The organism is Acidovorax sp. GW821-FHT10A04, from assembly GCF_059415825.1.
The window spans coordinates 47,631-66,894 of record NZ_JBWKNZ010000001.1; the positions used below are offsets into that span (position 1 = coordinate 47,631).

Sequence of the window (19,264 nt, forward strand, 5' to 3'; positions counted from 1 at the left end):
CGGGATGCACAGGCGGGCGCGAAGCCAGCCACAGGGAAACCGACGAGGCCGGCTGCAGGGAACAGGGCGTATCCTAGGAGCGTAGGCTGCACATGCCAAACACCTGAATAATCTGTAATCCATACGTTATGAATATCGAGTTCCGGCACCTGCGCTACTTCGTCGCCGTCGCGGATGCCCGGCACATCACGCGCGCCGCCGAGCGCCTGGGCATGCAGCAGCCCCCGCTGAGCCAGCAGATCAAGGGGCTGGAGGTGGAGCTGGGCGTGCCCCTGTTCCTGCGCCACCCCAAGGGCGTGACGCTGACCGATGCGGGCCAGCTGTTCTATGCCGAGGCCACGCGCCTGCTGCGCGACTGCGCGGCCATGCAGGAGCGCATGCTGGCCTTTGCCGATGGCAGCCAGGGCATGCTCTCCATCGGCTTCACCAGCTCGTCGGCAGCGCACGACTTCACGCCCGAGGCGCTGCGCATGTGCCGCGCCACCTACCCCGGCATCCAGCTGTTGGTGAGCGAGAACAACGCCGCCGAGATCACCGACGCGGTGGCCTCCTCGCGCCTGCACTGCGGCTTTCTGCGCGTGCCCGTGGCCTGGCCCAAGGGCGTGGTGCTCAAGACCTTGCTGCAGGAACCTGCGGTGCTGGCCATGCCGCGCGACCACCCGCTGGCGCAGCTGCCCGCGGCCAAGAAGCCCGGCGCGGTGCAGCTCAAGGAGCTGCAGGGCGAGAAGTTCATCTTCGTGCGCAAGCCCGGCGCACCGGGGCTGTATGCCAACCTGCTCGAGCTGTGCACGCGCGAAGGCGTGGCCATCAACGTGGTCTCGGAGGTCGACCGCATGATGACCAACCTGAACCTGGTGGCCGCCGGGGCCGGCATCTCGGTGGTGCCCTCGTCCATGCAGGGCACGCACCACAACGCCATCGTTTACCGGCCGCTGGCCCGCGCGGTGAAGCTAGGTGCGCCGCTGACCCTGGCCTACCGCAAGAGCGACTGCCATGGCCCCACGGGGGCCTTTGTGGAACTGGTCACGAAGATCGCGGCCGAAAGGGCCCGTGGTGCCACTGCAGCCGCCTGAGCCCGCGCCGCCTCCCACCACCGCCTGGCCGCGCCGCCGCCTGCTGCGCGGAGCCCTGGGCGGTGCTGCACTGGTGGCCGGCATGCCGGCCGTGCATGCCGCCACACAGGCCGTGCCGTGGCCCAACCGCCCCGTGCGCCTGATCGTGGTGTACCCGCCCGGTGGCGTGAGCGATGCGACCGCGCGTGCGCTGGCGCAGCCACTGGCGCAGACCTTGGGCGTGCCGGTGCTGGTGGACAACCGCGCAGGTGCCGGCGGCGCAGTGGGCATCGACCTGCTGGCCCGCTCCGCCCCCGACGGGCACACGCTGGCCTTCTCGGCCATCACGCCGCTCACGCTGCAGCCTCTGCTGGTACCAGGTGCACGCGACCTGCTCACCCAGGTCATGCCCATCGTGGGCGTCATGCACACACCGGTGCTGGTCATCGGCACGCCGGCCCTGGGGCCGCGCTCGTTCACCGACATGATCGCCCTGGCCCGCGCGCGGCCCGGCGCCGTGCGCTGGGCCAGCTCGGGCGTGGCCACCACCGGGCACATGGTGCTGGCCCAGACGCGGCTGCACAGCGGTGCCGACATCACCCACGTGCCCTACCAGGGCGGTGGAGCGCAGCTCAACGACGCGCTGAGTGGCCAGTTCGAAGTGCTGTCCACCAACCTCGCGGCGCAGCAGCTCGAGTACGTGGCTGCCGGGCGCCTGCGCGCACTGGCCGTGGGCTCGCCCGCCCGGCTGGCGGGCCTGCGCGATGTGCCCACGCTGGCAGAGCTGGGCTACCCACGCGCCAACCTGAGTTCGCTGTTCGGTCTGTTCGCACCGGCGCACACGCCGCCTGCCCTGGTGCAGGGGCTGAACGAGGCGGTCAACCGCATCCTCGATGCAGGAGGGCTGGCAGCCTCGCTGCGCGACAAGCATGTGCTGCCCGCAGGCGGTACGGTGGCTGCCTTCGCACAGCAGATCGCCGCCGACCGGCAGGGCAACGAAGCCCTGGTGCGACGGGGCGGGGCGCTGCTGCGCTGAGACGAAACGCCCCCTGAGGCGCTCCCTGCAGTTGGCGCACCATGGACAACGGGGGGTGATAAGCCGGCGCTACTGCCGGATGCGGCCAGTGGCGCTCACGATCGACAGCTCCACGAAGCGCGAGCCACTGCGCTGGCCAGGGCGGTAGCCCACGGTGTAGCCGCCCAGGTCCAGGCTGTCGATGCTGTCCAGCGCGGTAGCCAGGTTCTCGCGCGTCGGCTTGGCGCCGGCACGGCGCGCGGCCTCGGCGATCACCTTGGCGGCGATGTAGCCCTCCATCATGGCGTAGCTCACGGGCACATCGGGGTCGCCGCTCTTGGCCTGCACCTCGCGGAATTCCTTGCTCAGCTTGCTCGATGCGCGGTACGGGTTGGGTGTGACCTGGGCGATCGAGATGCCCTGCATGTGCTCCTCGGCCAGGCGCTTGGCCAACTGCTCCAGGTCTACGTCGGACGAGGCGAAGAGCCGTGCCGTGCCGCCTTCCAGCCGGTACTTCTCGATGAAGGCCGAAGCGGCGGCGCCGCTGGTGATGAGGATGATGGCCTGGGGCTTGGCCGCCTGCAGCAGCTTGTTGGCGTTCTCCATGCGCAGGGTGTCCATCTCGTAGGAGCCCTTGGCCATGAGGCTGCCGCCGTTCTTCTTCACGGCCTCTTCGGCGCTGGCGAGCAGCGCGGGGGCGTCGGGGCCTTCCTCGTACAGCAGGCCCAGCTTGGTGATGCCCACGGTGGCCAGGTGCTCGGCGATCTTGCCGATCTCGTCGCGCAGGCCGGCGCGCACGTTGTAGAGCAGGGGCGAGTCGGGCTGGAAGGTGCTGCTGCGGTAGCCCACCAAGGCAATCTTCTCCTTGGCCAGCAGGCCGGATTTCTGCAGCGCGGCCAGGTTGCCGGCGCCCATGTAGCCAGCCAGCAGCAACGGGCGCTGCTCGGCCAGCAGTTGCTGGGTGGCGGCCAGGGTCTGGTCGGCGCGGCCGGTGTCGTCCTTGCGGGCCAGCACCAGGGTGTTGCCGTTGATGCCGCCGGACTTGTTGACGTGGTTGAAGTACATCTGCATGCCGGCCGAGTAGCCCCGGCCGTCGCTGGCCTTGAGGCCCGACAGCGGCGCCACCTGCCCCACCACGATGGGGGCCGCCTGCGCCACCCCCAGCATGGCCAGCAAGGCGCCGGCACAGAGAACGGGGCTCAAAAGCCATGGGCGGACAGGGGTCGCGGCAGCGCTCGGGTTCATGTGTCTCCTCTGGTTTTTGTCGTAGTGGCAGCACCGGCGCCCTCATGCCCGGTGACCGAGCGCGTTTATACCAGCACTGGCACCAGGGCGACAGCCTTCTGTCAGCTTCGATTTCGCAGAAAACTGGTCGTACGGGCTTGCACTCTTGCCCGGAGAGTGCAACCATGGGTACCAAATTCCCGGGGGAATGCCATGAAAAAGCTGCTCTTGCTGCTGTTGGCCTTGGTGGTATCGCACGGCGCGCTGGCGCAGGCCAGCGAGGCGCCGAACCTGGATGCAGTGCAGCTGCCGCCCATGGCACGGCCGATGGCCAGCCCGGCCGCCAAGGGGGCCACCAGCCAGGCCCTGGTGATCGAGCCCACCTACTTCTACACCTACCTGCTGAGCACCAGCACGGGCACCACGTACCCGACGGCCACCCAGTCCATCGGCTACCTGACGCGCAACGATGCCTTCTTGCAGTTGACCGGCTATCTGGGCTGCACGGTGGCGGGCACCTTCATCCCCTTCGACGGCTACTTCGCAGACCGGTACAACTGCCCGTTCTACAACGGCATCATCGTGGTGGCCTGGGCGCCCAACCTGGTCTACACGCCCTGGATCTGGTACTACTACCTGATCCCTTGAAACGGCTGCACGCCGCACCTTCCTGAGGCAGCGCAGCGGCGGGGTGCGACCTGAAGAAAGCGACGAAGCCCGCGTTAAAGCGGGCTCCTGCGTGGACGCGGTGGCCGGGTCAGCGCGCGACCAGGGCCAGGACCAGCAGGCGCTCGGCAATGTCGTCGGCGTCCCGCTCCATCTCCACCAGGCCGAAGCTGCCAGCGCACCAGCCTCCATACCAGATGCGGAAGGCCTTGACGCCAGCGACGGGCGAATGCTCGCCATACCAGCGGATGGCCTCGTCGATGCGCGAGTGGTAGGTGGGGGCGCCGACCTGGTCGCGCTCATCGAACATGCGCGCACGGTAGCTGTGCGCGCCATCGTGGGCGATGTGCAGGATCAGGCTGCCCGGCACGGCGTCGTCCTCCTCCCGCGCGGGGCGCTGGCGAGGGCTGGGATTGGCAATGGCGGCAAGCATGGTGGTGTCCTTGTGCAAGGGTTTCAGCCCATGGCCTGGAATTCGCCGTACACCGTGTCGCCGAACTGCGGCTCCACCTGCACGTGGGCCATGTCGGTGCGGCCCACCATGAGGTATTCGCTCTGCTGGGATTGCGAGGCTGCGCGCATGGGCTGGCCCATCTGCAGGGGATCGGGCTCGCCGATCAGTTCAAGGCGCCTCATGTGAAGGTCTTCGAAGTGCATGGTTTCCATCCTCGCGTGCGGCAAAAACAGGGGCTATGGCTGCATTGGCGCACTTTCGATGAAAACGCGGAGTCGGAGAGCCGAGGAGGCCCGTGTAGGAAGTGTCCTGCACCGGGCAGCCTTCCCAGTAGGCCGGTCCATGGCGGTTACGCCGCGTCACAAATGGGCGGCACGCCAGGCGGTATGGTGGTGGACACAAACCTTCTCTGTACCCCTTAGCCTTTTTCTTTTCAGGAGACCCCATGCGCCGCAGCCCCCACCGCCCCCTTTTCGCCACCTGCGCGGGCCTCGCCCTTGTCCTGCTTGCAGGCTGCGCCGGGACACCCGCGCGCACGCCCGCGACCGACAGCACGCCCTCGGTGGGCCCCGGCCCCAAGGGCGGTACCTGCAATGCCGCACCCGCACAGGGTGCCAAGGGCAAGCAGCCCACCGCCAGCACGGTGGAGCAGGCACGCGTGGCCTCCGGCGCAGCCATGGCCCGCGTGCTGCGCGACAACCAGCCCGTGACCATGGAGTTCAACCCCGAGCGCCTGAACCTGGTGATGGACGCGAGCGGAAAGATCACCACGGTGCGTTGCGGCTGAGTTTGCCATGGCCGGCCGGGGCCTGGCGGCCCTGCGGCTGAGAGCCATCGCCCGACACCCCAGGGCGCAGCCCGGGCGGCAAGGCCTGCAAGTACCATCGGTGCGCAAGCCGCTCTGCTTGCAGTTGTTGTGCGCCACCCGTTTTCCCGATGCCCCTGCCCTCCCCCACCACCCGCGCCATTGCCGCGCTGTCGCTCACCCAACTCATCGGCTGGGGTTCCACCTTCTGGCTGCCGGCCGTCACGGGGCCGGCCATGGCGGCTGAACTGGGCATGGGCCTGCCGCTGGTGATGGCCGGGCCCACGGCCATGCTGGTGGTGATGGCCCTGGTCTCGTGGCCGCTGGGCGCCGTGTTCGAGCGCCACGGTGCGCGCCCGGTGATGATCCTGGGCTCGCTGCTGGGCGCACTGGGCCTGGCGCTGGTGGGGCTGGCGCAGGGCCCTGTGTCCTACCTGCTGGCGTGGACCGTGCTGGGCCTGGCGGGCGCGGGCATGCTGAGCACGCCGGCGCAGATCGCGGTAACCGAGATCGCGGGCGACAAGGCGCGCCGGGCACTCGGTGTGCTGATCCTCGCCGGGGGCCTCACCTCCACGCTGTTCTGGCCACTCACGGGCTTGCTGCAGGCCCAGTGGGGCTGGCGCGTGGCGACGCTGGCCTTTGCAGCGCTGGTGCTGCTGGTGTGCCTGCCGCTGCACTGGGCCATGCTGGCGCGCCGCCCGCGCGGGAATGCCGTGGCGCACGCCGCCGCGGAGCCCGTGGCCATCGACCGGCCGCGCTTCGTGCTGCTGGCCACGACCTTCGCGGCCAACGGCTTCGTGACCTGGGGCTTCGCGCTCACCATCATCATCCTGTTCGAGGCGGCGGGGCTGAGCCATGCCAGCGCGCTGGCGGCGGCCTCGTTCATCGGCATCGCGCAGTGGGCGGGGCGGCTGTTCGACTTCCTCGGGGGCGGGCGCTGGTCGGGCTTTGCGCTGGGGCTGGCGGCGTCGGCCCTGTTCCCCCTGAGCTTCATCGTGCTGCTGTGGGCCGAAAGCTTCACCGGCGCGCTGCTGTTCGCGCTGGTCTACGGCATGGCGGGCGGGGTGATTGCGGTGAGCCGCGCGACACTGCCGCTGCAGGTGTTTCCGGCCGCCGCCTATGCACGCGCGTCGGCGCGGCTGGCGATGCCGCTGAACCTGTCGTTCGCCGTGGCGCCGCCGGCCTTCGCCGCACTGCTGACCGGTGCGGGGCCCCACGCCGCCCTCTGGCTGGCCTTTGGCATCTCGCTCGTGGCGCTGGGCGCGCTGTTCGCGCTGTGGCGGCTGCAGCGCCACGCCATGCACTAATCGGCCAGGAAGAGTTCCTGCAGGTCGCTCAGGAAGTCGAAGCCCCGCTCCGTGGGCCGCACCTGGCCGCCCGGCTCGCGCACGATCAGGCCCTTGGCCTCGGCCTTGTCCAGGGCCTTGGCGATGGCGGTGATGGGCAGGCCGGTGCGCTCGGTGAAGTCCTTGAGCGCAAAGCCCTCGCGCAGGCGCAGGGCGTTGAGCATGTACTCGAACGGCAGGTCGGCGCGGCGCACCTCTTCGTCCTGCGCCACGGCGTGGCCGGCCAGCGCGTTGTCCATGTAGCGGCCCGGGTCGCGAAAGCGCACCTGGCGCACCACGCGGTGGGCAAAGCTGAGCTTGCTGTGCGCGCCTGCGCCAATGCCCAGGTAGTCGCCGAACTGCCAGTAGTTGGTGTTGTGCCAGCACGGGTGGCCGGCCCGCGCATAGGCCGATATCTCGTAGCGCGAAAGGCCGGCCTGGCCCGTCATCTCGGTGATGCGGTCGAGCATGGCGTAGGCCTGGTCGTCCTCGGGGATGGCCGGCGGATACTTGGCGAAGTAGGTGTTGGGCTCGATGGTCAGGTGGTAGATCGAGATGTGCGGTGGATTCAGCGACAGGGCCAGGGCCATGTCTTCCTCCAGCTCGGCCGGGGTCTGCCCCGGCAGGGCGTACATGATGTCGAGGTTGAAGGTGTCGAAGGCCTCGGCGGCTTCGCGCACGGCGGCCAGGGCCTGGGCGCGGTCGTGCACGCGGCCCAGGGCCTTGAGGTGCCGGTCGTTGAAGCTCTGCACGCCGATGGACAGGCGCGTGATGCCCGCGGCGCGGAAGGCCTTGAAGCGGTCCTTCTCGAAGGTGCCGGGGTTGGCCTCCATGGTGATCTCGCAGTCTGCCTCCAGGCGCAGGCGCGCGCGGATGCCGCCCACCAGGCGGTCGATGGCCGCGGGCGAGAACAGGCTGGGCGTGCCGCCGCCGATGAAGATGCTGTGCACCGGGCGGCCCCAGATCAGGGGCAACGCGGCCTCCAGGTCGGCCATCAGGGCGTCGATGTAGCGCTGCTCGGGCACCTCGCCAGGGGCTTCAGCGTGCGCAGCGTCGGCCCCTGCGGCAGCACCCCGGTACTCGTGCGAGTTGAAGTCGCAGTACGGGCACTTGCGGATGCACCAGGGCAGGTGCACGTACAGCGACAGCGGCGGCAGGCTCTGCAACTGCAGCAGACCGGCGCGCATGTAGTGCTGGATGTCGCGCACCACGGCGGGCTCGGCGGCCTCGGTGTCGGGGACGATGGGGATGTGGGCCATGGGAGCGTCCGGATTGGCTCAGAACCAGCGCTCGCGCATCAGCGCCAGCATCTGCTGGGCCGAGCGGCCGCGGTGGCTGTGGGCGTTCTTCACTTCCACGGGCAGCTCGGCGAAGGTTTTGCCGAATTCGGGGATGAACATCACCGGGTCGAAGCCGAAGCCATTGCTGCCGCGCGGCGCGCGCGTGATCTCGCCGACCACGCGGCCCACGGCGATCAGGGGCTCGGGGTCTTCGGGGCTGCGCACGGCCACCAAGGTGCTGACCATGGCGGCACGGCGCTGGTCGATGTGCTGCATCTGCTCCAGGATGGCGCGCACATTGGTGTCGTCGCCTTTTTCGTAGCCGAACTGCGTGGCGTAGTAGGCCGTGTCCACGCCCGGCAGGCCGCCGAAGGCGTCCACGCACAGGCCGGCATCGTCGGCCAGGGCCGGCAGGCCGGTGTGCGCAGCGGCAAAGCGCGCCTTGGCCAGGGCGTTTTCGACAAAGGTGCGAAAGGGCTCCTCGGCCTCGCCCACGCCCAGGTCGCCCTGGCGCACGAGTTCGACCGAGAGCGGCGCCAGCATGGCCTGCAGCTCGGCCAGCTTGCCGCGGTTGTTGGAGGCGAGGACCAGTTTCATCGTAGGAACCATCTTTGTCGTCATGGGGCCGGCGCCCGGCCCCGGAAAAATCGAAATCAGTCGCGAAGTGCCTGCTGCTGGAGCGTGATGAGTTCGGCAATGCCTTTTTCGGCCAGGGCCAGCAGCGCATCCATCTCCTTGCGCGTGAAGGCCACGCCCTCGGCCGTGCCCTGCACCTCCACATAGTGTCCCGCACCGGTCATGACCACGTTCATGTCGGTGTCGCAGCCCACGTCCTCCACGTATTCCAGGTCCAGCAGCGGCGTACCTTCGACGATGCCCACCGAGATGGCGGCCACCGACTGGACCAGCGGGGATTTGGCGATCTTGCCGGCGGCCAACAGCTTGGTGACCGCATCCTGCGCGGCCACCCAGGCGCCGGTGATGGCGGCGGTGCGGGTGCCGCCGTCGGCCTGGATCACGTCGCAGTCGAGCTGGATGGTGCGCTCGCCCAGCAGCTTGAGGTCGAACACGGCGCGCAGGCTGCGGCCGATGAGGCGCTGGATCTCCTGCGTGCGGCCGTTCTGCTTGCCGCGCGCGGCCTCGCGGTCGCTGCGGCTGTGGGTGGCGCGCGGCAGCATGCCGTACTCGGCCGTGACCCAGCCTTCGCCGCTGCCGCGCTTGTGCGGTGGCACGCGCTCTTCCACCGAAGCGGTGCACAGCACCTTGGTGTTGCCGAACTCGATCAGCACCGAGCCCTCGGCATGCATGGTGTAGTGGCGGGTGATGCGCACGGGGCGCAACTGGTCGGCGGCACGGGCACTGGTGCGGGTGAAAGCGGTCATGGTGTTTCCGGTACAGAAGGAAGAAAGGCCCTCGCGTGCCGCCGCTGCGGCGCAGGTGCGAAAGACAGGTATCTCAGATCGGTGCCAGGCCGGCCACGCCCCCGGGGCGTGCAGGCCTGACGGCGCTGCCAGCCCGTCAGGCCTTGCGTGCGGCGGAGCGGCGGATGGCTTCGTTGATCTCTGCGATCGAGCGCTCGATGGCGGCGTCGTCCAGGTCGTCCACCAGCCCGTCGAGCGGACCGGCCTGGATGGTGGAGGCGAACACGTCGTCGCTGATGCTGTCGGTGGACACGCCCTGGGTCGACTCGAAGGCATCGGGCGTCTCCCACTCCAGCGCCACCACGGTCACGTTGTCGCTGCTGTCGCCAGCCTTGCGCAGGGCGTCCTCCACCAGTTCGGGCACGGCATGCGACACCGCCTGGAGGGCCATCTGCTTGGCGATCTCTTCATCGCTGAGCGTGCCCCACAGGCCATCGGAGCACAGCAGGATGCGGTCGCCCTGCTCCAGGTACACCGGGCCGGTGATGTCGTAGATGGGCTTGGTCGGCGATCCCAGGCAGGTGAACAGCACGTTGCGGTTGATGCGCTCCAGCCCCGGCGGTGGGTTGTTGCGCAACTCCATGTACGAGTGGTCGCGTGTGCGCGTGAGCAGGTCGCCGTCGCGCACCATGTACAGGCGCGAATCGCCGCAGTGGATCCAGGTGGCCGTGCCGGCCTGCACCACGGCCGCCACCAACGTGGTGCGCGGCGTGTCGAGCATGCCCTTGTCGGTGGCGTAGCGCAGGATCTGGTGGTGCGCTGCCAGCAAGGCGCCCGAGAGGAACTCCTGCACGTCCTTGAGCTGGGGCTTGGCCTCGCGCTGGAACAGCGCCGAGACGGTCTGCAGCGCGATCTGCGCCGCCACCTCGCCCTCGGGGTGGCCACCCATGCCATCGGCAAGCACGAACAGGCCCGATTCGCGCGTGTAGCAATAGCCCATGCGATCTTCGTTCTTCTCGCGGCCGCCGCGGCGGCTGATCTGGAACACGGAGAACTTCATAGTGATTCACCCAGGCAAGGGGGCGCCAGGATGGACAGGCAGGGCGCCTGGACCTGCTTTGCGTGCGCCGTGTTCATTTGGGCTTGGCTCCGATCCCGGTGGCTTCACCCACCTTCTGCACATTCTTCTTGGTGTCGGACACCAGGGTATCGAGCTGCAGGCGCATCTTCTCGGCCACCGTGAGCTTGGTATAGCGGCGCTCGCCTTCGCGGCTGAGTTCCTTTTGCAGCGCGAACACCGACTGCGGGCGCGACAGCGGGTCGAGCGCCATGCACCACTCCACCACCTCGATGAGGTTGTCGGAGTACACACCGCGCAGCTTGGTCAGCGCCAGCGAGAGGCGGTCTTTTTCGATGCGCTGGGGCGCTTCGTTGGGCGGAAAGCCCTGCATGCAGGCATAGATGCAGGCGCCAATGGCGTAGATGTCGGTCCAGGGGCCCATGGACGAGTCGCGCCGGTACATCTCGGGTGCGGCGAAGCCGGGCGTGTACATGGGGCGGATGAAGTTGCCTTCCTTGGACAGCACCTCGCGCGCCGCGCCGAAGTCGATCATCACCGCCTTGTTGTCGTCGGTGATGAAGATGTTGGCCGGCTTGATGTCCAGGTGCAGCATCTTGTGCTGGTGCACGATGCGCAGACCGCGCAGCACCTCGTCGAACAGCGAGCGGATGGTGGACTCGCGGAACACCTTCTGCGTCTTGAGGTCGCGCGCGGTGATGATGAAGTCCTGCAGGGTGGCACCCTCCAGGTAGTTCATCACCATGTAGACGGTTTCGTTCTCACGGAAGAAGTTGAGCACACTCACCACCGAGGCGTGCGAGATCTGCGCGAGCGCGCGGCCTTCTTCGAAGAAGCTCTTGAGGCCCAGGCGGTACAGCGACAGCTTCTCGGACTGCACCTTGGGCAGCAGCTCACCCGGGGCACGGGTGGCCAGGGACGAGGGCAGGTATTCCTTGATGGCGACCTGCTGGCCTTCGGTATCGAGGGCCAGGTAAACCACCCCGAAACCACCGGACGACAACCGGCGCACCACACGGTAACCACCAATCGCGGTATCGGGTGGCAAGGGGGCCGGTTTGATTTTTGACATATTTTGCGAAGATGACTCGGGGGTAAGGCGGAACCCGGATAATCGCCGGATCGCAAGCAACCATCAAAAAGTCCAATGCCAGTTTACAGCATGACCGGCTATGCCAGCGCGCAGCACGGCACATCCGCCGCCGGCGCTGAAACCGAGGGCCGCGCCACCCAGGCGCGCCGCCTGGGACTGGAGATCCGCTCGGTCAACAGCCGCTTCCTGGACCTGTCATTCAGGCTGCCCGACGAATTGCGCGCCATGGAACCCGCCCTGCGGGCCCTGCTGACTGCCAAGCTCAAGCGCGGCAAGGTGGAAGTGCGCGCCGCGCTGGAGAACGAAGACAGCAACACCCTGCAGGATCCGCCCGCCCGGCTGCTGCAGCGCCTCAACTCCCTGCAGGACTCGGTCAAGTCCTGGCTGCCCAACGCCGCGCCGCTGAGCGTGGCCGACGCCCTGCGCCTGTGCGCCAACGCCCACTCGGGCACCGAGGACTGGAGCGAGGCCGTGCCCGTCCTGGCCGAAGAGGCCCTCACGGCGCTGATGTCCGCCCGCGAGCGCGAAGGCAAGCGCCTGGCCGCCATGCTGCTGGACCGGCTCAAGCAGTTGCGCGAGCTGGCCCAGCAGGCCGTGCCCCTGGTGCCCCTGCTGGTGGAGCAGCAGCGCCAGCGTTTCATGGAGCGCTGGAAGGAGGCCATGGCCCTGACCGACGGCGCCACCCTGCCCGAGGCCGCCCGCGACCGCGCCCTGACCGAAGCCACGGCGTTTGCCATCCGCATCGACGTGGCCGAGGAGATCACCCGCCTGGATTCGCACCTCGACGAGATCGAGCGCCTGCTCAAGAAGGGCGGCGAAGTCGGCAAACGTCTGGACTTCCTGATCCAGGAACTGCACCGCGAGGCCAACACCCTGGGCTCCAAGTCGGCCGCGCTGGACCTGACCCGCATCAGCGTGGACATGAAGGTCCTGATCGAGCAGATGCGCGAGCAGGTGCAAAATATCGAATGACATTCATGGTTTGAGCGCACGGCGCACACCTTCATCTATGGACTACCCAGGAAACCTCTTCGTAGTGGCAGCCCCGAGCGGTGCCGGCAAATCCAGCCTGGTCAAGGCCCTGCTGGAGCTGGACTCGCACGTTCACCTGTCCATCTCGCACACCACCCGCCCCCCGCGCGGCCAGGAAAAGCACGGGCGCGACTACTATTTCGCGTCGCAGTCCGAGTTCGACGCCATGGTCGAGGGCAATGCCTTCGTGGAATGGGCGCATGTGCACGGCAACCGCTACGGCACCTCCAAGAAAGCCATCGAGGAGCGCATCGCCCAGGGCTCGGACGTGATCCTGGAGATCGACTTCCAGGGTGCGCTGCAGATCCGCGAGGCGTTCGCCAATGCCATCCTGGTGTTCATCCTGCCACCGAGCTGGGAAGAGTTGCGCTCGCGCCTGGAACGCCGGGGCGAGGACTCGCCCGACGTGATCGAGGTGCGCCTGAAGAACGCCGCCACCGAGATGGCGGAGGTCAGCAAATTCGACTTCGTTATAATCAATGAACTGTTCGAGCGCGCGCTTTTTGACCTGAAGGCCGTTGTGCACGCCCAGCGCCTTAAGTACGCCGCCCAGCGACGCGCCCGTGCTGACACCTTCCAGTCGCTCAATATCACCTGAATCCCCGGAGTACCCACCGATGGCACGCATCACCGTAGAAGACTGTCTGGAAAAGATCCCCAACCGCTTCCAGCTCGTTCTGGCCGCGACCTACCGCGCCCGCATGCTGAGCCAGGGCCATGCTCCACGCATCGAAAGCCGCAACAAGCCCGCCGTGACCGCCCTGCGCGAGATCGCCGAAGGCAAGGTCGGCCTGGAAATGCTCAAGAAGGTTCCTGGTTGAGTCTGCGCAAGGGCCCCGGCCCCGAGAGCACCGCTGCCATGCGGTGCTTTTTTTTGCCCTGGCGACCCGTATCGCGTACCCGCGCTACATTTAAGGCATGAACGCGGTGTTCAACACTCCTTCGGCAGCACCTGCCCGGCCTGGCGACACCACCCACGCTCCGGCCAGTGCATCTGCGGCAGCGGCCAATGCCGCGGCTGCCAGCTTTGCCGCGCTCACCGACAACCTGGACTACCTGGACGCCCACAGCATCGAGCAGGTGCGCCAGGCCTACCGCTTTGCCGACGAGGCCCACCTGGGCCAGCTGCGCAACAGTGGCGAGCCCTACATCACCCATCCCATCGCGGTGGCGGCCCAATGCGCCACCTGGAAGCTCGACGCCCAGGCCCTGATGGCCGCACTGCTGCACGACGCGATGGAAGACTGCGGCGTGACCAAGGTCGATTTGATCGAGCGCTTCGGTGCGCCGGTGGCCGAGCTCGTCGACGGGCTGACCAAGCTGGACAAGCTGCAGTTCAACACGCGCGAGGAAAACCAGGCCGAGTCGTTCCGCAAGATGCTGCTGGCCATGGCGCGCGACGTGCGCGTCATCCTCATCAAGCTGGCCGACCGCACGCACAACATGCGCACGCTGTCGGACATGCCGCGCAGCAAGTGGGGCCGCATCTCGTCGGAGACGCTGGAGATCTACGCCCCCATCGCCCACCGCCTGGGGCTGAACCAGACCTACCGCGAACTGCAGGACCTGTCGTTCCGCCATCTGCACCCCTGGCGCTACGCCACGCTGGCCAAGGCGGTGAACAAGTCGCGCAACCGCCGCCGCGACCTGGTGCAGCGCGTGCAGAGCGAGGTGGACGCGGCGTTCGCGCGCATCGGCATGCAGGTGCGCCTGGCCGGACGCGAGAAGACGCTCTACGCCATCTACCAGAAGATGGACCAGAAGCACCTGAGCTTTGCCCAGGTGACGGACATGTACGGCTTTCGCGTCATCGTGCCCACGGTGACGGACTGCTATACGGCCCTGGGTGTGCTGCACCAGATGTACAAGCCGGTACCCGGCAAGTTCAAGGACCACATCGCGATTGCCAAGCTCAACGGTTACCAGTCGCTGCACACCACGCTGGTGGGCCCCTCGGGCGTGAACATCGAGTTCCAGATGCGCACCGACGAGATGCACGTGATCGCCGAGGCCGGCGTGGCCGCGCACTGGCTGTACAAGGCGCAGGACGGTGACGGCACCTCGGCCGAGCGCCTGGGCACCAAGTGGCTGCAGTCGCTGCTGGACATCCAGAACGAGACGCGCGACGCCGCCGAGTTCTGGGACCACGTGAAGGTGGACCTATTCCCTGACGCGGTCTACGTGTTCACGCCCAAGAGCCAGATCATGGCCCTGCCGCGCGGCGCGACGGTGGTGGACTTTGCCTACGCCATCCACAGCAACGTGGGCGACCGCACCACGGCGGCCAAGATCAACAACGAGCAGGTGCCCCTGCGCACCGAGCTCAAGAACGGCGACGTGGTGGAGATCATCACCGCGCCGATCTCCACGCCCAACCCGGCCTGGCTGGGCTTTGTGCGCACGGGCCGGGCGCGCTCCAAGATCCGCCACTACCTCAAGACCCTGGCGCATGCCGAGTCCGAGGGCCTGGGCGAGAAACTGCTGACCCAGGCCATCCGCTCCGAAGGCCTGGAACAGTTGCCCCCGGTGAACGCCGAAACCCAGCCCATCTGGGACAAGTTGCTGCGCTTTACCGGCAACCGCACGCGCACCGAGCTGATGACCGATCTGGGCATGGGCAAGCGCATCGCCAGCATCGTGGCCAAGCGGCTCATGGTGCTGATGAGCGAGCACGGCCACCGGCCCGACGCGCTGCTGCTCAGCCGCGAGCGCTACACCTCGCACGAGCGGCTTTCGCAAGGCGCCGTCACCCTGGACGGCAGCGAGAACGCATCGGTGCAGTACGCCCACTGCTGCCGCCCCGTGCCGGGCGATGCCATCGTGGGCTACCTGGGCCGGGGTGAGGGCCTGGTGGTGCACAACACGCACTGCGGCGTGGCCAAGCGCCTGCAGCACAAGGACAGCGAGCGCTTCATCGCCGTGGACTGGGCGGACGAGCCGGTGCGCATGTTCGAGACCGGCATCGTCGTCACCATCACCAACAGCAAGGGCGTGCTGGCCCGCGTGGCCGCCGACCTGGCCAGCGCCGAGGCCGACATCACCCACGTGGACATGGACGACGAGGTGGCACTGGACACCACCGACCTGCGCTTCATCGTCGCCGTGCGCGACCAGGCCCACGTGGAGGCCGCCCTGCGCAACCTGCGCCGCACCCCTGCGGTGATCCGCGCCAGCCGCATCACCCCTGCGGCCTGACCCGCCGTTCAGCGATCAGGGGGCTGCGACTCCTGCGCGGGCGGCGCATCGTGCGGCTCGTAGCGCACCTCCAGCACCTCCAGCGAGCGCACGCCACCCGGCGTGGGCAGCGGCACCTCGTCGCCCACCCGGCTCTTGAGCAGGGCGCGCGCCACAGGCGACACCCAGCTCACCTGGCCGCGGCCGCTGTCGGCCTCGTCGATGCCCATGATGGTGATGGTACTGGTCACGTCCTCTTCGTCCACATAGGTCACGGTGGCGCCGAAGAACACCTGGTCGCTGCCGGCGTGGACCAGCGGGTCCACCACCTCGGCCACCTCCAGCCGCTTGGTGAGGAAGCGGATGCGCCGGTCGATCTCGCGCAGGCGCTTCTTGCCGTAGAGGTAGTCGCCGTTCTCCGAGCGGTCGCCGTTGCTGGCCGCCCAGTGCACCACCTCGACGATCTTCGGGCGCTCGTTGTCGATCAGGTCCAGCAGCTCACCGCGCAGCCGGGCATAGCCCGCGGGCGTCATGTAGTTGCGCGAACCGGCGGGGATGGGGGGCAGTGCCGGCCCTTCGTCGTCATCGGCCTGCGGGTCGGATTCCTTGGTGAAAGCCTTGCTCATGGCGGCATGTTACCCCTGCGGCAGCCCCGCGTTCCGGGCACCCGGCCCTTCCCGCCCAGTCTCTCAGCTGTTCGCAGGGCAGGCAGATGCCTTGTTGCCGAACTCCACGAAGTTTTCGTTCATGAGGCGCGTTTTGGCCGTGGTGCAGGCACACAGGGCCCCCTTATGAAGGCCTCGATGTCTTCTAGCTGGGCATCCATGCCCGCCACGAAGTGCTCCCGGCTTTTCTCCAGGCACCGGGGCAGCGCCAGGCCATGCACTTCCTGGCGCAGGGCCTGCATGGTGAGGACGGCGCACCATGGTGGTCATCCTTGAACGGCCACTCGCGGGTTGACATGCCTACAGGCTGGTGCCTCACATCCTGGGCGGCTTGCCCACGGGATCCCCGGCTTCGTTCTCTTCCTCCCCCGCATAGGGGCCGACTCCATCTGGCGAGGGCCCTGTGCCTGGCTGCTGCGGGGACGGCGGCGGCGGGCCAGCGGGTGGCAGATCGCCAGGCGGCCGGGGTAGGTCCTTGGGCACCTGGTGCAGCGGGTGGTCCCTGGGATCAGTGGCCATGGTGTATGCCTCCAGACACGGCGAGTCGATGGGGCGCCACGCCGTCCGCGCCCGCTGCAGACGACGCCCACGCGGTTTCCACGACGGGAGAGGCGGCCTCCCAGATGAGCCCGAGCGCCCGGCACTGCAAGTCCAGTTCCTCTGTGGCGGCAGCGCGCTCCAGGTCATCCCATCGCAGGGTCGCCACCAACCGATCCCCCTCCCGCAGCAACACCTGGTAGCCCCGGCCCTCCTGGTCCGTCCAGCTGAAGAGCACGGCTTCCGCATCCACCTCGACCGGGGTCGAGGCAAGATGTTCCGCCGCGGGGTCGCGCTTGAATTGGCAGGTGACTGCGTGGGTGGGCATCATCGGTGGGCACGGGTAAGAATTCACCCACAGAGTGCGCCGCCATGTGCGATGGAGGCGTAGGAAGACTGCGCGAGGTGCGCACCACGGCGACTACAGGGCCCAGAGCCCTTACCAGCAGCACTGCGCAACGGGCTGGCGGGAAATCAGAGCGCACAAAGGAAAAAGCCCTGATACCTTGCGATATCAGGGCTTACCTGTTGGTGCGGCTGGCAGGAATCGAACCCACGACCCCTTGGTTCGTAGCCAAGTACTCTATCCAGCTGAGCTACAGCCGCTAAGCTTCGAATTATAGCATGGATTTTTCAACATTTCAAAAAATCGCTGCTTTCTGCGTTTGCCTCAACGTGAAACCCTGTGGCAATCACAGAACTCGTCTGCTGCACGTATTGTAGCGCACGCAAAAGGTGCCTCCAGGCAAAAGGTCCAAATTTATTGGCCAGCGCCCCTGATCGGCCGGCTTTCCCTCTTGTCGGCGGCCGCATGCGAAAAGGCCCCGTAGGGCCTTTTTTTGCGAGGTGGGGAAGGCGCCGTGCGCCAACCTATTTACTGGGGCCAGACCTTGCCCTTGCTGACAAAGGCACCCGTACTGGTCTTGTAGCCGAAATAGATCTCGATATTGAAGGCGCGCAGGTCCGCGTCCGTCAGGTCCATCGAGGGCGAGAACTTCAAGGTGGTCGCATTCGTGCCCAGGCTGGAGTAGGCCACGTTCTCGGGGAAGGGCAGCAACAGTTGGGCCCAGCCATCGACCTTGCGGAAGAACCAGACGTCCGTCGTGTAGAACAGGCCGTTGGCGGGAATGCGCGCGGCCACCCAGGTGCTGATCTGGGGATTGGCGGCGACCTCTGTGGCCGACTGCGTCATCGTGATGTCCAGCTTGAGGGACTGGCCGGCGGCGGAGGCCACCGTGGTGGTGACCGTCGTGCCCGCAACCGGCGGATTGGTGGTGCCGCCACCGCCGCCAGGGCTTGCCGCGTCCACGGGGTCCGGGAAGGGGCTGGTGGTCCAGGTGATGGCGTTGTAGCCGGCCGCGTACTTGGGCATGTCCACGTCGATGGCGCCCTGGTAGTCGAAGAGCGCGGCGCCGCTCAGCTGGCGCACATAGAGCCACTTGCCCTGGTTGGTGCTGCTGCGGTTGGCATCGAGCTGGCCGCCCACGAAGCGCAGGGTGCCGCCACCATCGTGCACGACGAAGTGGTCGACATCTTCATTGACCAGGCGCGCAAACGAGGTGTCGATGCGCTCGCCGGTCTGGGCTGCCTGGTACTCGCTGCCACTCAGGGCGGCGACACGGGTCGGCTCCTTGCCATAGCGCAGCACGAAGGCCGACTGGGTGCCCTGGGCCGCGTAGCCGGAGAACAGGAACGAGCGCGCACCGGCAGGAATGAAGACCTTGAATTCCTGGCTCTGCATCTGGAAGCCGGTGAATTCGGGCAGCGAGAGGGAACCGCCGCCAGGGAAGGCGCAGCCGCCGGTGCCGAAGCCGATCGCGCAGCCCGTCACGCCAGTGGGCGCGTACTGCGCCTTGAAGCCGACCTTGGTGTCAAAGGTGTAGTTGAAGGTGCCGGGCGCTGGCGGCAGGGCAATCTTGTGTGCAGACTGGTGCATCGAAACGAAGTTCGCAGCCTGCGCAAAGGTGGTCAGTGCCGACAAAAATAAAACAATGAGATACCGCATCGAGGACTCCAAAAATAAAAATGACCAGGCACGCGCGCGGCGGCCCCCTTCACCATGGGCCGCCAATTTCAGAGCAGAAAACCGCGAATGCCAGGACCGTTTGGCCTATCGTTCTGACATGTCACCACGCCAACGCGCCGCCAGGCCCGCCCCACTGCAGGCCCGCAAACGTGACATAACGTGTCTTTGCATCGTAACGGTAACGTTGCATTGATGCAGTGATTCGGCGCACAAGTTACATGCGGATGCCCTGAGGGGCCCTCCCCGGCCGGGAGAGGGTGCATGGGCGACGGGGGCCGCTTGTGGGAGAAAATTGACGCGGCATCACCCGCCATGCGGGCAAGAAGCTGCAACTTTGATAGCAACTATGCCAAGAGGGATATGGTAGGGCGTGAGGGACTTGAACCCGCGACCAAAGGATTATGAGTCCTCTGCTCTAACCAACTGAGCTAACGCCCCGTGTACCTGACCGAAGATGGGGCACGCGGTATTGTAGGG

The 19,264-nt window shown here is 67.3% G+C and carries 20 protein-coding genes and 2 tRNA genes; 9 read left to right on the plus strand and 13 right to left on the minus strand.

What is annotated here, in order from left to right:
• Window positions 1-134: 134 nt before the first annotated feature.
• Both AC07PF_RS00235 and AC07PF_RS00240 read left to right on the plus strand, forming a co-directional pair.
• Window positions 135-1,073, plus strand: coding sequence for a LysR family transcriptional regulator (locus AC07PF_RS00235; protein WP_494610992.1), 939 nt, complete (start codon window positions 135-137; stop codon window positions 1,071-1,073).
• The gene (locus tag AC07PF_RS00240) at window positions 1,054-2,088 is read left to right on the plus strand and encodes a Bug family tripartite tricarboxylate transporter substrate binding protein (RefSeq protein WP_494610993.1); all 1,035 of its coding nucleotides are present in this window, start codon (window positions 1,054-1,056) and stop codon (window positions 2,086-2,088) included. Before AC07PF_RS00235 ends, AC07PF_RS00240 begins: the two co-directional genes overlap by 20 nt.
• 69 nt (window positions 2,089-2,157) lie before the next feature.
• Here the strand turns inward: AC07PF_RS00240 and AC07PF_RS00245 are convergent, their stop codons facing one another.
• Window positions 2,158-3,312: an ABC transporter substrate-binding protein gene (locus AC07PF_RS00245; protein WP_494610502.1), complete on the minus strand. Its 1,155-nt coding sequence runs from the start codon at window positions 3,310-3,312 to the stop codon at window positions 2,158-2,160.
• Window positions 3,313-3,504: 192 nt separating this feature from the next.
• Here AC07PF_RS00245 and AC07PF_RS00250 point away from each other — a divergent pair, with 192 nt between their 5' ends.
• Window positions 3,505-3,939 carry a hypothetical protein gene (locus tag AC07PF_RS00250; RefSeq protein ID WP_494610503.1) on the plus strand — a complete coding sequence of 145 codons (435 nt, stop codon included), beginning with the start codon at window positions 3,505-3,507 and terminating at the stop codon, window positions 3,937-3,939.
• A 109-nt stretch (window positions 3,940-4,048) separates the two neighbouring features.
• On the opposite strand, the gene AC07PF_RS00255 is transcribed toward AC07PF_RS00250, so the two are convergent.
• On the minus strand, window positions 4,049-4,390 hold the full coding sequence (locus AC07PF_RS00255; protein ID WP_494609878.1) for a hypothetical protein: 342 nt from the start codon (window positions 4,388-4,390) through the stop codon (window positions 4,049-4,051).
• Window positions 4,391-4,413: 23 nt separating this feature from the next.
• On the minus strand, window positions 4,414-4,593 hold the full coding sequence (locus AC07PF_RS00260; protein WP_146187963.1) for a hypothetical protein: 180 nt from the start codon (window positions 4,591-4,593) through the stop codon (window positions 4,414-4,416).
• 263 nt (window positions 4,594-4,856) lie between these two features.
• Between AC07PF_RS00260 and AC07PF_RS00265 the strand changes: the two genes are divergently transcribed.
• Window positions 4,857-5,198 carry an I78 family peptidase inhibitor gene (locus AC07PF_RS00265; RefSeq protein WP_494610504.1) on the plus strand — a complete coding sequence of 114 codons (342 nt, stop codon included), beginning with the start codon at window positions 4,857-4,859 and terminating at the stop codon, window positions 5,196-5,198.
• Between the two features lie 149 nt (window positions 5,199-5,347).
• A complete protein-coding gene (locus AC07PF_RS00270; protein ID WP_494610505.1) occupies window positions 5,348-6,523 on the plus strand; it encodes an MFS transporter in 1,176 nt (391 codons plus the stop codon).
• Here AC07PF_RS00270 and hemW read toward each other — a convergent pair.
• The 5 genes from hemW to AC07PF_RS00295 all read right to left on the minus strand — a co-directional run bounded on the left by hemW (window position 6,520) and on the right by AC07PF_RS00295 (window position 11,332).
• A complete protein-coding gene (hemW, locus tag AC07PF_RS00275; protein ID WP_494610506.1) occupies window positions 6,520-7,800 on the minus strand; it encodes a radical SAM family heme chaperone HemW in 1,281 nt (426 codons plus the stop codon). The two genes, AC07PF_RS00270 and hemW, sit on opposite strands and share 4 nt — an antisense overlap.
• Window positions 7,801-7,818: 18 nt before the next feature.
• Window positions 7,819-8,418 carry an RdgB/HAM1 family non-canonical purine NTP pyrophosphatase gene (rdgB, locus tag AC07PF_RS00280; protein WP_494610507.1) on the minus strand — a complete coding sequence of 200 codons (600 nt, stop codon included), beginning with the start codon at window positions 8,416-8,418 and terminating at the stop codon, window positions 7,819-7,821.
• A gap of 56 nt (window positions 8,419-8,474) precedes the next feature.
• The gene (gene rph, locus AC07PF_RS00285; RefSeq protein ID WP_145694976.1) at window positions 8,475-9,203 is read right to left on the minus strand and encodes a ribonuclease PH; all 729 of its coding nucleotides are present in this window, start codon (window positions 9,201-9,203) and stop codon (window positions 8,475-8,477) included.
• A 136-nt stretch (window positions 9,204-9,339) separates the two neighbouring features.
• Window positions 9,340-10,242 carry a PP2C family protein-serine/threonine phosphatase gene (locus tag AC07PF_RS00290; protein ID WP_007855569.1) on the minus strand — a complete coding sequence of 301 codons (903 nt, stop codon included), beginning with the start codon at window positions 10,240-10,242 and terminating at the stop codon, window positions 9,340-9,342.
• Window positions 10,243-10,315: 73 nt separating this feature from the next.
• Window positions 10,316-11,332 carry a serine/threonine protein kinase gene (locus AC07PF_RS00295; protein WP_007855567.1) on the minus strand — a complete coding sequence of 339 codons (1,017 nt, stop codon included), beginning with the start codon at window positions 11,330-11,332 and terminating at the stop codon, window positions 10,316-10,318.
• Window positions 11,333-11,407: 75 nt separating this feature from the next.
• Here AC07PF_RS00295 and AC07PF_RS00300 point away from each other — a divergent pair, with 75 nt between their 5' ends.
• The 4 genes from AC07PF_RS00300 (at window position 11,408) to AC07PF_RS00315 (ending at window position 15,580) form a co-directional block, all read left to right on the plus strand.
• Window positions 11,408-12,325: a YicC/YloC family endoribonuclease gene (locus AC07PF_RS00300; RefSeq protein WP_193353627.1), complete on the plus strand. Its 918-nt coding sequence runs from the start codon at window positions 11,408-11,410 to the stop codon at window positions 12,323-12,325.
• A 37-nt stretch (window positions 12,326-12,362) separates the two neighbouring features.
• Window positions 12,363-12,983 carry a guanylate kinase gene (gmk, locus tag AC07PF_RS00305; RefSeq protein ID WP_007855564.1) on the plus strand — a complete coding sequence of 207 codons (621 nt, stop codon included), beginning with the start codon at window positions 12,363-12,365 and terminating at the stop codon, window positions 12,981-12,983.
• 19 nt (window positions 12,984-13,002) lie between these two features.
• Window positions 13,003-13,206: a DNA-directed RNA polymerase subunit omega gene (gene rpoZ / locus AC07PF_RS00310; protein ID WP_005794722.1), complete on the plus strand. Its 204-nt coding sequence runs from the start codon at window positions 13,003-13,005 to the stop codon at window positions 13,204-13,206.
• Between the two features lie 97 nt (window positions 13,207-13,303).
• Complete coding sequence (locus AC07PF_RS00315; RefSeq protein WP_007855563.1) at window positions 13,304-15,580, plus strand: RelA/SpoT family protein; 2,277 nt, start codon at window positions 13,304-13,306, stop codon at window positions 15,578-15,580.
• A gap of 8 nt (window positions 15,581-15,588) precedes the next feature.
• On the opposite strand, the gene greB is transcribed toward AC07PF_RS00315, so the two are convergent.
• The 5 genes from greB to AC07PF_RS00340 form a co-directional block, all read right to left on the minus strand.
• The gene (greB, locus tag AC07PF_RS00320) at window positions 15,589-16,185 is read right to left on the minus strand and encodes a transcription elongation factor GreB (RefSeq protein ID WP_007855561.1); all 597 of its coding nucleotides are present in this window, start codon (window positions 16,183-16,185) and stop codon (window positions 15,589-15,591) included.
• Window positions 16,186-16,732: 547 nt separating this feature from the next.
• Window positions 16,733-17,092 (minus strand): hypothetical protein, encoded by a 360-nt coding sequence (locus AC07PF_RS00325; protein ID WP_494610508.1) that lies wholly within the window; start codon window positions 17,090-17,092, stop codon window positions 16,733-16,735.
• A 198-nt stretch (window positions 17,093-17,290) separates the two neighbouring features.
• Window positions 17,291-17,367 (minus strand) — tRNA-Arg (locus tag AC07PF_RS00330).
• A 268-nt stretch (window positions 17,368-17,635) separates the two neighbouring features.
• Complete coding sequence (locus tag AC07PF_RS00335; RefSeq protein WP_494610509.1) at window positions 17,636-18,697, minus strand: hypothetical protein; 1,062 nt, start codon at window positions 18,695-18,697, stop codon at window positions 17,636-17,638.
• A gap of 451 nt (window positions 18,698-19,148) precedes the next feature.
• Window positions 19,149-19,225: transfer RNA gene (locus AC07PF_RS00340), tRNA-Ile, on the minus strand.
• Between the last annotated feature and the right edge of the window lie 39 nt (window positions 19,226-19,264).

What these genes read in the sequence shown, in the direction of transcription:
- AC07PF_RS00290 (WP_007855569.1), bottom strand. Translation starts at nt 10,242, where the DNA reads ATGAAGTTCTCCGTGTTCCAGATCAGCCGCCGCGGCGGCCGCGAGAAG.
- AC07PF_RS00315 (WP_007855563.1), top strand. Translation starts at nt 13,304, where the DNA reads ATGAACGCGGTGTTCAACACTCCTTCGGCAGCACCTGCCCGGCCTGGC.
- rdgB (WP_494610507.1), bottom strand. Translation starts at nt 8,418, where the DNA reads ATGAAACTGGTCCTCGCCTCCAACAACCGCGGCAAGCTGGCCGAGCTG.
- AC07PF_RS00255 (WP_494609878.1), bottom strand. Translation starts at nt 4,390, where the DNA reads ATGCTTGCCGCCATTGCCAATCCCAGCCCTCGCCAGCGCCCCGCGCGG.
- AC07PF_RS00260 (WP_146187963.1), bottom strand. Translation starts at nt 4,593, where the DNA reads ATGAGGCGCCTTGAACTGATCGGCGAGCCCGATCCCCTGCAGATGGGC.
- AC07PF_RS00265 (WP_494610504.1), top strand. Translation starts at nt 4,857, where the DNA reads ATGCGCCGCAGCCCCCACCGCCCCCTTTTCGCCACCTGCGCGGGCCTC.
- AC07PF_RS00250 (WP_494610503.1), top strand. Translation starts at nt 3,505, where the DNA reads ATGAAAAAGCTGCTCTTGCTGCTGTTGGCCTTGGTGGTATCGCACGGC.
- AC07PF_RS00295 (WP_007855567.1), bottom strand. Translation starts at nt 11,332, where the DNA reads ATGTCAAAAATCAAACCGGCCCCCTTGCCACCCGATACCGCGATTGGT.
- hemW (WP_494610506.1), bottom strand. Translation starts at nt 7,800, where the DNA reads ATGGCCCACATCCCCATCGTCCCCGACACCGAGGCCGCCGAGCCCGCC.
- AC07PF_RS00245 (WP_494610502.1), bottom strand. Translation starts at nt 3,312, where the DNA reads ATGAACCCGAGCGCTGCCGCGACCCCTGTCCGCCCATGGCTTTTGAGC.
- AC07PF_RS00335 (WP_494610509.1), bottom strand. Translation starts at nt 18,697, where the DNA reads ATGCACCAGTCTGCACACAAGATTGCCCTGCCGCCAGCGCCCGGCACC.
- AC07PF_RS00300 (WP_193353627.1), top strand. Translation starts at nt 11,408, where the DNA reads ATGCCAGTTTACAGCATGACCGGCTATGCCAGCGCGCAGCACGGCACA.
- gmk (WP_007855564.1), top strand. Translation starts at nt 12,363, where the DNA reads ATGGACTACCCAGGAAACCTCTTCGTAGTGGCAGCCCCGAGCGGTGCC.
- rpoZ (WP_005794722.1), top strand. Translation starts at nt 13,003, where the DNA reads ATGGCACGCATCACCGTAGAAGACTGTCTGGAAAAGATCCCCAACCGC.
- AC07PF_RS00325 (WP_494610508.1), bottom strand. Translation starts at nt 17,092, where the DNA reads ATGATGCCCACCCACGCAGTCACCTGCCAATTCAAGCGCGACCCCGCG.
- AC07PF_RS00270 (WP_494610505.1), top strand. Translation starts at nt 5,348, where the DNA reads ATGCCCCTGCCCTCCCCCACCACCCGCGCCATTGCCGCGCTGTCGCTC.
- rph (WP_145694976.1), bottom strand. Translation starts at nt 9,203, where the DNA reads ATGACCGCTTTCACCCGCACCAGTGCCCGTGCCGCCGACCAGTTGCGC.
- greB (WP_007855561.1), bottom strand. Translation starts at nt 16,185, where the DNA reads ATGAGCAAGGCTTTCACCAAGGAATCCGACCCGCAGGCCGATGACGAC.